At 61.1% G+C, this 14,062-nt stretch carries 14 protein-coding genes; 6 read left to right on the top strand and 8 right to left on the bottom strand.

Annotated elements, in window-relative coordinates; genetic code table 11:
- Positions 1-16 precede the first annotated feature (16 nt).
- Positions 17-1,228 (top strand): acetyl-CoA C-acyltransferase, encoded by a 1,212-nt coding sequence (locus BW989_RS11365; protein ID WP_076588346.1) that lies wholly within the window; start codon positions 17-19, stop codon positions 1,226-1,228.
- A gap of 133 nt (positions 1,229-1,361) precedes the next feature.
- Here BW989_RS11365 and galU read toward each other — a convergent pair whose 3' ends face one another.
- From galU to cmk, 7 genes are all read right to left on the bottom strand, one after another.
- Positions 1,362-2,261, bottom strand: coding sequence for a UTP--glucose-1-phosphate uridylyltransferase GalU (gene galU, locus BW989_RS11360; protein ID WP_076588344.1), 900 nt, complete (start codon positions 2,259-2,261; stop codon positions 1,362-1,364).
- A 1-nt stretch (position 2,262) separates the two neighbouring features.
- The gene (locus BW989_RS11355; RefSeq protein WP_076588342.1) at positions 2,263-4,173 is read right to left on the bottom strand and encodes a polysaccharide biosynthesis protein; all 1,911 of its coding nucleotides are present in this window, start codon (positions 4,171-4,173) and stop codon (positions 2,263-2,265) included.
- Positions 4,170-5,165 (bottom strand): MraY family glycosyltransferase, encoded by a 996-nt coding sequence (locus BW989_RS11350; RefSeq protein WP_076588430.1) that lies wholly within the window; start codon positions 5,163-5,165, stop codon positions 4,170-4,172. Before BW989_RS11350 ends, BW989_RS11355 begins: the two co-directional genes overlap by 4 nt.
- A 2-nt stretch (positions 5,166-5,167) precedes the next feature.
- Positions 5,168-6,346 carry a lipopolysaccharide assembly protein LapB gene (gene lapB, locus BW989_RS11345; protein ID WP_076588340.1) on the bottom strand — a complete coding sequence of 393 codons (1,179 nt, stop codon included), beginning with the start codon at positions 6,344-6,346 and terminating at the stop codon, positions 5,168-5,170.
- Positions 6,347-6,393: 47 nt separating this feature from the next.
- The gene (locus BW989_RS11340; protein WP_076588339.1) at positions 6,394-6,696 is read right to left on the bottom strand and encodes an integration host factor subunit beta; all 303 of its coding nucleotides are present in this window, start codon (positions 6,694-6,696) and stop codon (positions 6,394-6,396) included.
- A gap of 96 nt (positions 6,697-6,792) precedes the next feature.
- Complete coding sequence (gene rpsA / locus BW989_RS11335) at positions 6,793-8,478, bottom strand: 30S ribosomal protein S1 (RefSeq protein WP_076588337.1); 1,686 nt, start codon at positions 8,476-8,478, stop codon at positions 6,793-6,795.
- Between the two features lie 180 nt (positions 8,479-8,658).
- Entirely contained in the window at positions 8,659-9,342 is a 684-nt protein-coding gene (gene cmk / locus BW989_RS11330) for a (d)CMP kinase (RefSeq protein ID WP_076588428.1), read from the bottom strand.
- Between the two features lie 151 nt (positions 9,343-9,493).
- On the opposite strand from cmk, the gene ykgO reads away from it, so the two are divergent.
- The 3 genes from ykgO (at position 9,494) to BW989_RS11315 (ending at position 11,227) form a co-directional block, all read left to right on the top strand.
- Positions 9,494-9,619: a type B 50S ribosomal protein L36 gene (gene ykgO, locus BW989_RS11325; protein ID WP_010342887.1), complete on the top strand. Its 126-nt coding sequence runs from the start codon at positions 9,494-9,496 to the stop codon at positions 9,617-9,619.
- Positions 9,620-9,799: 180 nt separating this feature from the next.
- Entirely contained in the window at positions 9,800-10,135 is a 336-nt protein-coding gene (locus tag BW989_RS11320) for a hypothetical protein (RefSeq protein ID WP_076588335.1), read from the top strand.
- Positions 10,136-10,198: 63 nt separating this feature from the next.
- Positions 10,199-11,227 (top strand): agmatine deiminase family protein, encoded by a 1,029-nt coding sequence (locus BW989_RS11315; protein ID WP_076588426.1) that lies wholly within the window; start codon positions 10,199-10,201, stop codon positions 11,225-11,227.
- A 7-nt stretch (positions 11,228-11,234) separates the two neighbouring features.
- On the opposite strand, the gene BW989_RS11310 is transcribed toward BW989_RS11315, so the two are convergent.
- The gene (locus BW989_RS11310; RefSeq protein ID WP_129582914.1) at positions 11,235-11,861 is read right to left on the bottom strand and encodes a hypothetical protein; all 627 of its coding nucleotides are present in this window, start codon (positions 11,859-11,861) and stop codon (positions 11,235-11,237) included.
- An 80-nt stretch (positions 11,862-11,941) separates the two neighbouring features.
- On the opposite strand from BW989_RS11310, the gene BW989_RS11305 reads away from it, so the two are divergent.
- Positions 11,942-12,826, top strand: coding sequence for a carbon-nitrogen hydrolase (locus BW989_RS11305; protein ID WP_076588331.1), 885 nt, complete (start codon positions 11,942-11,944; stop codon positions 12,824-12,826).
- 5 nt (positions 12,827-12,831) lie between these two features.
- Positions 12,832-14,043 carry a TraB/GumN family protein gene (locus BW989_RS11300; RefSeq protein WP_076588329.1) on the top strand — a complete coding sequence of 404 codons (1,212 nt, stop codon included), beginning with the start codon at positions 12,832-12,834 and terminating at the stop codon, positions 14,041-14,043.
- Positions 14,044-14,062: the final 19 nt, after the last annotated feature.

The following is a 14,062-nucleotide window of genomic DNA, read 5'->3' as shown; positions in this document are numbered from 1 at the left end:
ACAAGGACACAAGATCATGAGCAAACAAATCCAAGAGGCCTACATCGTCGCCGCCACCCGCACCCCTGTGGGCAAGGCACCGAAAGGCATGTTCCGCAATACCCGTCCCGATGAACTGCTGGCACACGTGCTGAAGTCGGTCGTCGCCCAGGCACCGGGCATCGACACCTCGCGCATCGACGATGCGATCATCGGCTGCGCGATGCCGGAAGCCGAGCAAGGCATGAACGTCGCGCGCATCGGCGTACTGCTGGCGGGCCTGCCGGATGTCGTCGCCGCACAGACGGTCAACCGTTTCTGTTCGTCGGGCCTGCAGGCGGTCGCGATGGCGGCGGACCAGATTCGCCTCGGCAACGCCGACCTGATGCTGGCCGGCGGTGTTGAGTCGATGTCGATGGTGCCGATGATGGGCAACAAGGTCGCACTGTCACCGCAGGTTTTCGCCAACAGCAACGAGAACGTGGCGATTGCCTACGGCATGGGCATCACCGCGGAAAAAGTCGCGGAAGAATGGAAGGTCAGCCGCGAAGACCAAGACGCCTTCGCCGTCGCATCCAACGACAAGGCGCTTGCTGCGATCGCGCGTGGCGAATTCAAGCAGGAAATCACGCCCTACGACATCGTCAGCCATGTGCCGAATATTTCGGATGATCGCATCCTGACCCGTGATCGCATGGCAGACACAGATGAAGGCCCGCGTCCGGGCACCACGATGGAAGTCCTGGCCAAGCTGAAGCCGGTATTCCGCAACGCGCAGTTCGGCGGCACGGTGACCGCGGGCAACAGCTCGCAGATGAGCGATGGTGCGGCGGCCGTGTTGCTGGCATCCGAGCAAGCGATCAAGGATTACGGCCTCACCCCGCTCGCGCGCTTCGTCAGCTTCTCGGTCGCCGGCGTGCGTCCGGAAGTGATGGGCATTGGTCCGATTGCCGCGATCCCGAAGGCGCTGAAACAAGCGGGCCTTACCAAGGATCAGATCGATTGGATCGAGTTGAACGAAGCCTTCGCTGCACAGGCCTTGGCCGTCATTCGTGATTCGGAGCTCGATCCGTCCAAGGTGAATCCGCTCGGCGGCGCAATCGCACTGGGTCACCCGCTCGGCGCGACCGGTGCAGTGCGTACCGCGACCATCGTGCATGGCTTGCGTCGTCACCAGCAGAAGTACGGCATGGTGACAATGTGCATCGGTACGGGCATGGGCGCAGCGGGAGTTTTCGAGGCGCTGTGATCGCAGAATTTGCGATGATTAAAGGGGCCGGATACTCCGGCCCTCTTCAGTTCCTACCTGGCGCACAAAAAATTATTCGCTCGACGGCGATGCATATCCGCGTGCAGATGTCGCCCTGAAGGCAGGCTTTGCTTCAGGTTTCCACGACGCCTAGTTCGTCCAACGCCGATTGCATCATCTGGCGAGCCGGTTCACTCAACAATTCGTGATCAAGGGCGTAACGTACCGTCGCCTCGATCAAACCAAGATGCGTACCGCAATCGAACCTCGTGCCGTGGAAGCGAAATGCATCCACCTGGCTGTGCGCTAACAGCGTGGCGATGGCATCGGTGAGCTGGATTTCACCGCCGGCACCCCGAGGGGTTTGTTCGAGCAAACCGAAAATCGCTGGCGGCAGGATGTAGCGCCCCACCACTGCAAGATTGCTGGGTGCCTGCTCAGGAGCGGGCTTCTCGACGATGGCATCGATGCGTCCTGCCTGCCCTTCGAAGCCTGGAGCATCCACAATGCCGTAGTTACGGGTTTGCTCACGCGGCACATCCTGCACGGCGATGACACCATGCGCACTGGCTTCAGCATGGTCGGCCATCTGCTTGAGCGCGCCGTCACCGCGGCTCCAGATCAGGTCATCGGGCAACAGTACCGCGAAAGGTTCATCGCCGATCACTTCTTTCGCGCACAGCACAGCGTGGCCCAGTCCAAGAGCTTCGGGCTGGGTGACGAAAATCGCGCGCACGCCCGGCGGCAGTACATTGCGAATCAACTCGAGCTGCTTTTCTTTGCCCGCCTTCTCGAGCTTCTGCTCAAGTTCGTACGCCTTGTCAAAGTAGTCGGCAACTGCATGCTTGTAGCGATTGGTGATGAATACCAAAGTGTCGCATCCCGCCTCAATCGCCTCGTCGACCGCGTACTGGATCAGCGGCTTGTCAACGATGGGCAGCATTTCTTTGGGCACTGTTTTTGTTGCCGGGAGGAAACGCGTGCCTAGCCCTGCGACAGGAAAGACCGCCTTCCGTATGCGCGGGATGTTCATGTCAACTCCTGCGACTGCGGCGACCAGGGAACGGGACGATTATCGTGCCCCCCTGCCTTTCAGTATGTTCTATCGGTGAAAACTCAGGCACCGCGTCATGTAGCAGAGTGGCCAAGGACGCCTCGTCAAATTCCACCACAGCCGTGCGGACATTTTCGATCGCCTGCTCCAGTGCGGTGACATCAATTCCCCGAGTTTCACCTTTGAGGATTTTGGGATGGGTCGTGGGGCGGTAACCTTCATCCGCATGGAACAAGGTTTCATGCAACTTTTCGCCGGGTCTCAGCCCGGTGTAGACGATGGCGATGTCCTTGCCCGGCTGCTTGTCGGCAAGACGGATCATTTGCTCGGCTAGCTTTCGGATGGCAACCGGCTCGCCCATGTCGAGCGTGTAGATCGCATCGTGCGCACCCATCGCGGAGGCTTGTAGGATCAACTGACAGGCCTCGGGGATCGTCATGAAGTAACGCGTGACTTCGGGGTCCGTCACTGTCACAGGCCCGCCCAGACGAATTTGCTCGCGGAACAAGGGAACCACACTCCCCGCGGAATCAAGCACGTTGCCGAATCTAACCGTCACGAAGTGGGTTTGGCTTTGACTGGCATGGACTTGGCAGGCCAATTCGGCCAACCGCTTGCTCGCACCGAGTACATTGACCGGGTCCACGGCCTTGTCGGTGGAAATCAGGACGAAGGTGCCGACATCCGCCTCGACGGCTGCCTTGGCAACAACATGAGTCGCGATGGCATTGTTGCGCAGTGCTTCGCGAAGCTGATCTTCAAGGATGGGAACCTGCTTGTAGGCCGCCGCGTGGAATACTGCCTGAACCTTGTGCTTACGCAAAGCATGTGCAACCACGGCAGAATCACCGCAATCACCCAGGATTGGCATGCAGCTGATCGCAGGAAAATCCCGCGACAACTCTTGCTGCATCCGCATCAAGGAGAGCTCATCTTGTTCAATCAAGGTGAGATGGGCAGCGCCATTGCGAGCGCACTGCCGGCAGAGCTCGGAACCAATCGAGCCACCGGCTCCGGTCACCAGCACGCTTCGCCCACCCAACCAGCCACGAATGGCTTGCCAGTCAGGTGGCACCGGGTCACGCCCAAGCAAGTCCTCGATGGCCACTTCCTTCAACTGACCGGGTAACGAACGGCCCGTCAGCACGTCTTGCAGTCTTGGCACCATGCGGAATGGCAAGCCGGTCGATTCGCAAATGCTGATGACGCGCTGCATTTCGTCAGCGCTGATCGAAGGCATTGCGATGACGATCAACTTCGCCGCGGTCTCGCGGGCGATATCGGCGGCATCCTCGACCTTGCCAAGCACGGGCACGCCATGGACGCGTGTACCACGCAAGCGAGCCGCGTCATCGAGAAGTCCAACCGGTGTATAACTTCCTGAGCGCAGCAAATCACGAATCAGGGTTTCACCTGCCCTACCCGCGCCGAGTATGAGGATGCGTATGGCGGCGTCTTGACGGCGTTCGAATGTGGTGTCCTTCCATGCGCGATACAGCAGCCTCGGAAGCCCCAGCAAGGCAAGCAGCGCCAAGGGGTACAAAACCAGTACCGCGCGCGGCACGCCTTCAAGGCGGTTGTAGAGAAATAGCCCGATGACGATGCACAGCAACCCCAGCATCCCCGATTTCACCAGGTTGGCGAGATCAGGGACGCTGGCGAAACGCCAAAGCCCACGGTACAGGCCAACCCACCAGAAAATAGCGCCTTGCAATACGAGCACGATCACCAGCTGGGCAACTTCAAATGCTGGCATGGCACCATCGGCGACCACACTGTATCTCAGCCAGTGGAGCCCCCCCCAGGCCAAGCCGACCATAATCAAGTCATGCGCAACGACGAGCAGACGTGGCAATGTCGCACTCCAACGCTCTCGCAGATCCAGCTTCATTCCTTGCTCCGATTGGCCGCGTCCATGGCGGGGGTGCGCATCAACCGCCATATGATAACCAAGGCCGTATACCACGCCAAAAGCGCAAGCAGCATGAAGACGGATTTCACATCACGGTCTGCAACTAACCAAGCCACCCCAACGCCGATGATGGCCAGGACGAGATAGCCGACCGTCACCACGTAATGGACACCAAGTCGCCGCGCCATCAATTGGTAACTATGCGATGAGTGCGCCTGCCACCAACGCTCGCCGCGCAGGACACGCATCCCCAGTGTCAGGCCCGCATCCACCAAAAACGGCCCCAAGGGGAACAGCATGCCAAGTCCCAGCTTCCAGTCTTGCGCGGTCAGATCCGCCCAGGCCCACGCCATCGCCACCCCAAGCACACCGCTGCCCACATCGCCCATAAAGATGCGCGCCTTGGGAAAGTTCCAGTAGAGAAACCCGAGCGCAGTGCCTGCCAATGTGAAAGCAAAAGGTGCCCAGGCACCGCTCACGCATGCCGCTATAGCCAAGGCGACAACCACCGCCTGCGACGCGGCGATGCCATCGATGCCATCCATGAAGTTCCAGATATTGATCAGCGCCAGCGCAGCCAACGCGCCTATCACCGATACCCAAAGCGGCCAGCCTTGCAGTAGTCCGGCCAGCAGCAAGCAAAGCGCGGCGAGAGCGTGTGCGCTCAAGCGCAAACGGACCGACAAGGGGCGATGGTCATCCCACCAACCGACACCACCGACCAGAAGGAGGGACAATCCCATCAGACCCAAAGTGGCTGCATCCTGCGGATGCATCAATGCCAATGCTGCGATCGCAACCAACAGCACCAACAACATCGCGATTCCACCGCCGCGCGGTGTCGCTACAGTGTGATTGCGACGCTCACCCGGCTGGTCCAGCAGCTGATTCTGCAATGCATAGCGACGGGCCAAGCCTGTGCCGATCATCGTGGCTAGCATGGCCGCGACGCCCCATGCCCAATCCGGCATGGTCATACCACCGCGTAGTTGAGCAAGGGCTTGACCGTGCCCCAGGATCGACAGCTAGGGCACTGCCAGTGATGTGAGCGTGCGCCGAAACCGCATTGGCTACAACGATAGCTAGGGTTGCGCACCAAAAGCTGATCCGTGATGTGGCCCAGATCTTGCAGCGTAGCCATCGGATCAGTGCCTTCGTTCAAGGTCAGCTCGATCAGCGCCGCCTCGCCACGTACGGAAGGTCGATCCTTGAGCTGCTTGCCCAGGTATTGGCGCGCAGCATGCACGCCCTCCTCTCGTTCGGTCAGGCGCGTCAATGCGAGCACCGGCGCGACGCCGCGATAGTGCTCCGTCATCTCTGTCAGGAAGCGCTTGGCGCCTGCCAGGTCGCCGACTTTTTCGTAACTCTCCAGCAAGACCGGGAGAATTTCGGGCAAGTAATCTGGATCGTGTCGTGCGGCGCGCTCGAAGGCCTTAATCGCCGCTGCATGGTTGCCGGCGACCGCTTCGATGCGACCCTCCAGCATGCCCGGGCGCACCGCGTTTGAATCAGCAGCGTACGCACGGGTGATCGCGGCGCGCGCAGCCTCGATGTCACCCGCGGCGCGATGGCGTTCGGCCAGCTCGCACTCGAACATCGCGATCAGCTCACCCATCGGTGTACCGGTGACCTCTTCGAAGCGCTGCGCGTTGTCGATAGCGCTATTCCAGTCGCGTTCGGACTGGAAGATATCGATGAGGTGACGCAGCGCTTGTGGCGCGCGTTGATCGATCGCGGCCAGTTCGGTGAACACGGTTTCCGCGCGATCCAGCAATCCGGACTTCATATAGTCCTCGCCCAACGCCAGCAAGGCCTGTACGCGCTGCGCATCACTCAGATCCTTGCGCTCAACCAATGCCTGGTGCAGTCGGATGGCGCGATCCACCTCACCTCGCCGACGAAACAGATGGCCAAGCGCCACCTGCGTTTCGAAAGTTTCCTTGTCCAGTTCCGCGATGTGCAGAAACAGCTCGATCGCCTTGTCCGGCTGCTCGTTGAGGAGGTAATTCAGACCACGGAAATACGTGGTGGAGAGCTTGCTGACTTGGCTATCGCTGTGGCGTTCGCCACCGCGGCGGCCGACCACCCATCCCATCACTGCCGCTGCGGGCAGCAACAGGACGAACCAGAACCATTGCTCTACGAATGCCATTCGTCATGTTAACCATTAAGCCAATGCGCGGATACCCGCGACAGGCTTCAGTTTTCTTCGGGAAGCGGCATCACGTCGTTGACGCGTTCACGCAGTTCCTTGCCTGGCTTGAAGTGCGGGACATGCTTGCCGGCCAATGCGACAGCATCACCGGTCTTGGGATTGCGGCCGGTGCGGGGCGGCCGATAATGCAGCGAAAAACTGCCAAAGCCGCGGACCTCTATTCGCCCGCCGCTGGCGAGGCTCGCACTCATCATTTCAAGCAGCGTCTTGACCGCCAAGTCGACGTCTTCCGTCTTCAAGTGGCGTTGGCGCTGGCCGAGGATTTCGATGAGTTCCGACTTGGTCATTCCGTTGGCTCTTGAGTCGCCTGCGCCGACATCGACGCAGGCAGACCGTGACGACGGCTCGTTTGACCGAGCCGCCGTCGGGGCTTGCTAGATGGATTACTCAGACTTGCCGAGCTGCTCGCGCAGCAGCGCACCCAACTGGGTGGTGCCGCTCGAAGCGTCCGTAGTGCTGCGGTTGTACTCGGCCAGGGTCTCGTTCATCTCGTCCTGATCCTTGGCACGGATCGAGAGCTGCATGACACGGCTCTTGCGGTCGGTGCCGATGATCTTGGCTTCGATTTCCTCACCCACCTTCAGCACGTGCGACGCATCTTCGACGCGATCCTGGGCGATGTCGCGGGCGGCCAGATAGCCTTCCACGCCGTCAGCCAGTTCGATCGTGGCGCCCTTCGCGTCCACTTCCTTCACGGTGCCCTTGACGATCGAGCCGCGCGAGTTGGAAGCGACATAGCCGCCCATCGGGTCCTGCTCCAGCTGCTTGACGCCCAGCGAGATGCGCTCACGTTCCGGATCGACCGCCAGCACCACGGCTTCCACCGTGTCGCCCTTCTTGAAGTTGCGGGCCAGGTCTTCGACGTTGCTGTTCCAGCTGAGGTCGGACAGGTGGACCAGGCCATCGATGCCACCATCCAGGCCGATGAAGATGCCGAAGTCGGTGATCGACTTGATCTGACCGGACACCTTGTCGCCCTTCTTGTGGATGACCGCAAAGGTTTCCCACGGGTTGGACGAAACCTGCTTCATGCCCAGCGAGATGCGGCGACGCTCTTCATCCACGTCCAGCACCATCACTTCGACTTCGTCACCGACCTGCACGACCTTGGACGGGTTGACGTTCTTGTTGGTCCAATCCATCTCGGAGACGTGCACCAGGCCTTCGACGCCCGGCTCGATCTCGACGAACGCGCCGTAATCGGTGACGTTCGAGACCTTGCCGAAGGCACGGGTGTTGGCCGGGTAACGACGCGAGATGTTGTCCCACGGATCCTCGCCCATCTGCTTGAGGCCGAGCGACACGCGGTTGCGCTCACGGTCGTACTTGAGCACGCGCACATCGAGTTCCTGGCCGACTTCGACCACTTCGCTCGGGTGACGCACGCGCTTCCAGGCCATGTCGGTGATGTGCAGCAGGCCGTCGATACCACCAAGGTCCACGAACGCGCCGTAATCGGTCAGGTTCTTGACCACGCCCTTCAGCTTGGCGCCTTCGACCAGCTTCTCGAGCAGCTGCTCGCGCTCTTCCGAATGCTCGCTCTCGACCACGGCGCGACGCGACACGACCACGTTGTTGCGCTTGCGATCCAGCTTGATCAGCTTGAACTCGAGTTCCTTGCCCTCGAGGTACACGGGGTCACGGACCGGACGCACGTCCACCAACGAACCCGGCAGGAATGCGCGGACGTCCTTGATGTCGACGGTGAAGCCGCCCTTGACCTTGCCGCTGATGCGACCGGTGATGATGTCGCCCTTCTCGAGCGCCTCTTCTAGCTCGTCCCACACCATGGCGCGCTTGGCTTTCTCGCGCGAGAGGATGGTTTCACCGAAGCCGTTCTCGATGGCGTCCAGCGCCACCTTCACCTGGTCGCCGATGCCGACGTCGATTTCGCCCGCATCGTTCCGGAACTGTTCGATCGGCACGATGCCTTCGGACTTGAGGCCGGCGTTGATCACCACGACATCGTTGCGGACATCCACAACGGTGCCGACGACGATGGCGCCCGGCTTCAGCTTCGCCAGCTGCTGCTGGCTTTGTTCAAACAGTTCGGCAAATGATTCAGTCATTTCTGGTTACTCTGGTTGATATCCGGATGCGCCATGCTGGTGCGATGTCGCATCCACCCGTTGTCGGCGCGGGCGGAATTGCCCATTGGCCGTGAGTGTTGGATGGTGAAATACCGCCGACTCTTGCGAGGTGACGGGGCTGTTCTGCGGGGCTTGAGGACGCGGGTCAGCGCGAGACGGTTAGCCGCCTTCGTGCACGTGGGCCAGCACGCGGGCCACGACCGCTTCAATACCGATTCCGGTGGTGTCGATGATGACGGCCTCCGGCGCGGGCTTGAGCGGCGCGACCGCCCGGTTGGCGTCACGCTCGTCACGGGCGATGATCTCGCCCAGCAGACTATCCAGATTAACCGAAACCCCCTTGTCCATCAACTGCTTATGGCGCCTTTCGGCGCGCTCGGCGGCGCTGGCGGTCAGGAAGACCTTGAAGGCGGCATCGGGGAAGATCACCGTGCCCATGTCGCGGCCATCGGCGACCAGGCCCGGCGGCTGGCGGAAATCGTGCTGCATGTCGACCAAGGCGGCTCGTACGCCCGGCTTGGCGGCGATGCTGGAGGCTGCAGCCCCTGTAGTTTCCAGGCGCAGCTCGTCCGTCGCGTCCTGCCCGTTGACAAAGACCCGGGGCTCGCCCGCCGCATCATCGGCAAAGCGGATACGGGTACGACGGGCGCAGGCCTCGACCGCCTCGTCATCGTCCAGGTCCACCCCCTCCCAGGCGGCGGCCAGGCCCACGGCGCGATAGAGTGCGCCCGAATCGAGGTAATGCCAGCCAAGGGTTTCGGCGACGCGGCGGCTGATGGTGCCTTTGCCGGAGCCGGAGGGACCATCAATGGTGAGAACCGGGGAGCTTGAGGTTGATTGCATGGCCGCCAGTATCGCCGAGCCCGGCCCAGGCGGCCACGGCTTCACCCCGAAATGTCGATGCCGCATCCAACTAGTTGAACATACGGAATTTTTGCCGCTATAATGACGGGCTGAGCGTTATCCATTCCGTTTTATTTGCCGAGGTTCCATCATGAAGGTCCTGTCCTCCCTGAAGTCGGCGAAGGCCCGTCACCGCGACTGCAAGGTCGTTCGCCGCCGTGGCAAGGTCTTCGTGATCTGCAAGTCCAACCCGCGTTTCAAAGCGCGCCAGCGCTGAAACCACAAGCACGCACAAGGCTCGTCAGCGTTAATCGAGCTTCGCATTCACGTGATGAGAAAGCCGCTTCCGGGCGGCTTTTTCGTGTCTGGCGCCCCTGTTTCGGTGTGAGACGGCAACATCACCCCTGCTGAACGGGGAACGCTTAGAATCCTCCTGAATCCACCGCCGGGAGCCGCCATGCGTCGTCCTTTGCTCGCTACCCTCGCCGCTTGCGGCTTGATCTTCGCTGCTACGCCCATCGCCCACGCCGACACCTTGCTGGTCGATCGGGTGAAGCAGGAGGCTGGCATCCCCAAGCCTGCACGTGGCATGAGTATGCAGCAGGTGGAGCGGACCTTTGGGGCACCGCAATCTCGCATGGATCCGCGTGGCGGACAGAAGCGCCAATGGCCGACGATCAATCGCTGGGTGTACCCGGCCTACATCGTGTACTTCGAGCGCAGCAAGGTGATCGATGTGGTGTTGACCCAGGCGACGGCGATGGAAGTCGCACCTGCACCCCCCATTCGCTAACTCCTGAACCCTATTAATCCCTGACGCTGCCCGATGGGCGGTGCACGCACGTATGTTGAACCGATGACCCAGCCTTATCGTTTTCCCGCCGAGTGGGAACCCCAATCGGCCATCCTGATCGCCTGGCCCACTGCAGATACCGACTGGGCGCCCCGTCTGGGCGAAGTCGAAAATGCCTATATCCAGCTCGTTGCTGGCATCACCCGCTTCCAGCCGGCGGTCATTGTGGTGGCTGATGACGATGTAGAGGCCTACGCGCAGGCGCGCCTGCAGAGCAACCGTATCGAGATGGATCGCGTGCGTTTCGTCACTGCACCTTACGACGACACCTGGCTGCGCGATTCGGGACCGATTACGTTGCGTGATGGCGCGATGTTCAATCTGCTCGATTTCCGCTTCACCGGCTGGGGCGGCAAGTACGGCGCGAGCGATGACGACCAGTTGATCCAGCGCTTGCAGGCACAGTCGCTGTTTGGTGATGCCAAGCGCGAGTCCATCGATTTCGCGCTGGAAGGCGGTGCGATCGAAACCGATGGCGCAGGCACCTTGCTGACCACTTGGCAATGCCTGCACGAGCGTCATCCCGATGCCTCGCGCGAAGAACTGACCAGCAAACTATCCGATTGGCTCAAGCAAGACCGGGTGCTGTGGCTGGACCACGGTTATCTGGAGGGCGACGACACCGACGCTCATATCGATACCCTCGCCCGCCTCGCGCCGGATGACGCCATTGTGTTCCAGGCCTGTGATGACGAATCGGACAGCCATTACGCGGAGCTTAAAGCGATGGCAGACGAGATCGCCGCCCTGCGCACGCGCGACGGCCGGCCGTATCGCTTGTTCCCGCTGCCGTGGGCCCAACCCATTCTGGATGGCGAGCGGCGCCTTGCGGCTAGTTATGCCAATTTCCTCATCGTTAACGGTGCGGTGCTGATGCCGTCTTATGGCGATCCGGCCGATGCGAAGGCTGCGGCTGTGTTGGTGGAGGCCTTCCCCGACCGCGAGATCGTGCAGATCGATTGCCGGCCGATCATCTGGCAGAACGGCAGCCTGCATTGCTTGACGATGCAGCTTCCTGCCGGATTGGTCTGAAAAGCACTTAGCGCGGAGTGAGGCAGGCGCTGGTCTGCGCCTTGTCAGCCGCCACGCGTGCCGATTCGTTCTGGCCGGGGCCGGGCGGTAACTTCGCCACCAAGCAACTGTCAGACGCGGCCAACTTCACTACCAACAAGTACGAGGTGGGGCGTTCTGGTTGTTCGGGTTGCTCGAAAGCGTCGTAACGAACAATCAATGCGTTCGGCTGTTTCGCCTCGGCGGGATAGCGCCACTCGACCCGTGGACCCAGATTGCTGAAAGCGCCGCTGGCCACGCTCCAGAATTCGAGTGATTGCGGCTGAGCGCCATCGGCGATGACATCCAATGACATGCGCGCATCCGAATCGTGCATATCCAAAACGTAATTGGCCACGCCCGGACAGCGGTGAGTGGTGTCACCGGTTTCCTCCAGCCGCTCAGTCAGTTTGCAATCCGCCACGGCCAAACTGCTGTATTCGCTCCGAGCAGTGGCCGGCGTGCCGGGCTCGTGCACAGGCGGCGGCGCATCCACGGTTGGCTCGATGTCGACAGAATCAGACGATGAGGCATCGGGCGCATTGGCAGCGGCGACAGGGGTTGGCGCATCGCTGGCGGGACTGCAAGCGCACAACAACACAGCGGCAAGGGACATGCCGATCAATCGCATCGGGCTTTTCCTTGTGTACAGGGCTTATCGCTACCATAGCGTCTCCACGCGAACCGAAGCTGACCATGACCCGCAAGACCCTGCCCGTCGCCCTGATCCAGGAAACCAACCATGGCGATGCCGATGCCAACCTGTCGGTGATCGAAGCCCGCGTCGCGGATGCGGCGAAATCCGGCGCCAAGCTGGTATTGCTGCAGGAGCTGCACAACGGAAAATATTTCTGCCAACACGAGTCAGTCGACGAATTCGACCTGGCCGAGAAGATTCCGGGCCCCTCGACCGAGCGCCTTGGCCAACTGGCCAAGCAGCATGGCGTGGTGCTGGTCAGCTCGCTGTTCGAGAAGCGCGCAACCGGGCTGTATCACAATACTGCGGTGGTCTTTGATGCCGATGGCTCCACCGCGGGCAAGTACCGCAAGATGCACATTCCCGATGATCCGGGCTTTTACGAGAAGTTCTACTTCACGCCGGGTGACCTCGGCTTCACCCCAATCGACACATCCATTGGCCGTCTCGGCGTACTGGTCTGTTGGGACCAGTGGTATCCCGAAGGTGCTCGCCTGATGGCGCTGGCCGGCGCCGAGCTGCTGCTCTACCCCACCGCGATCGGCTGGGACCCTGATGATGCGCATGACGAGAAAAATCGCCAACGTGATGCATGGGTGTTGTCGCATCGCGGCCACGCCGTTGCCAACGGCTTGCCTGTGCTCAGCTGCAATCGCGTCGGCCATGAGCCCTCGCCCATCGGCGCATCCGGCATCGATTTTTGGGGCAACTCGCATGTGCTTGGCCCGCAAGGCGAATTCATCGCCGAAGCAGGCAGTGACCCAACCATTCTTTTAGCCGATGTCGACATGGCGCGTAGCGAACATGTACGCCGGATCTGGCCGTTTCTGCGCGACCGCCGCATCGACGAATACGGCGATCTCACCAAGCGTTATCGGGATTGAATTCAATGAGTGAAACGAACACGCCAGCCTTTGACTGGCGCAGCCAACCGCATGCGGAAATCGAGCGCGATGGGGTGCATTACACGCTGCTCGGCACCGCGCATGTCTCGCAGGCGAGTGTGGATGCGGTCAAGTCGGCGATTGATACCGGCGACTTTGATGCGGTGGCAGTCGAGCTTGATCCGCAGCGCCATGCCGCGATGAATGACCCGGATCAACTGGCGAAGCTCGATCTGGTCAAGGTGATCCGCGAAGGCAAGGTGCCGATGTTCGCCGCCAACCTGGGGCTGGCAGCCTACCAACGCCGCTTGGCCGAACAGCTCGGCATCGAGCCCGGAGCCGAATTGAAAGCCGCCGCAAGCGAGGCGCAGGCTCGCGGGCTGCCGATGCATCTCATCGATCGCGATGTCGGCCTCACCTTCAAGCGCGCCAGCGAGAAGCTGGGCTTCTGGCGCAGAATGATGCTGGGCGGTGGCATCCTTGCTTCGCTGTTCTTCGACGAAAAGGTCGAGGACGATGCGATCGAGAAATTGAAAGAAGGCGACATGCTCGAGGCGAGCTTCAGCGAGTTCGCTGCCGACAATCCTGCCCTGTACGACACGGTGATCGCCGAGCGCGATGCCTATATGGCTGCGAAATTGCGCGACACGGCAGGCGTTTCGAAACGCGTATTGGCCGTGATCGGTGCCGGGCACATGGCCGGCATCGAACGCCACCTACGCGATGACAACGATGCGCTTGCCGAAACGATTGCGCGGCTAGAAACTTTGCAGCCGAAATCCGGCATCCCCTGGTTCACCATCATCTTGGCCACCTTTGTGTTGGGCGGTTTTGCCTACGGTTTCTGGAAGGGCGGACTTGATGTTGGCACCGACCTCATCGTCTACTGGGTGTTGATCACGGGTGGCCTCGGCGCAATTGGATGCGCGATTGCCGGCGGGCATCCGTTGTCCATTCTGGGTGCATTCGTGTCTTCACCGGTCACGCCTCTGCACCCTGCACTGGCCTCAGGCACTGTGAGTGCATTGATCGAAGCTTGGGTGCGTAAACCGACCTATGCGGATTTCATGTCGCTGCGTGATGACGTGCAGAGCGTGCCCGGTTGGTGGCGCAACCGAGTTGCGCGAGTGATGCTCAACTTCTTCCTGACCAGCCTCGGCACCGCCATCGGTGTGTGGCTCGGCGGGGCGCGCATGCTGGGCAAATTGATCGGCTAATCGGCTTGCCCCTCACCTC

This window comes from Solilutibacter tolerans, from assembly GCF_900155935.1.
Classification (GTDB): domain Bacteria; phylum Pseudomonadota; class Gammaproteobacteria; order Xanthomonadales; family Xanthomonadaceae; genus Solilutibacter; species Solilutibacter tolerans.
The sequence above is the reverse complement of the archived record's forward strand: the minus strand, read 5'-3'. Positions and strand labels throughout refer to the sequence as shown.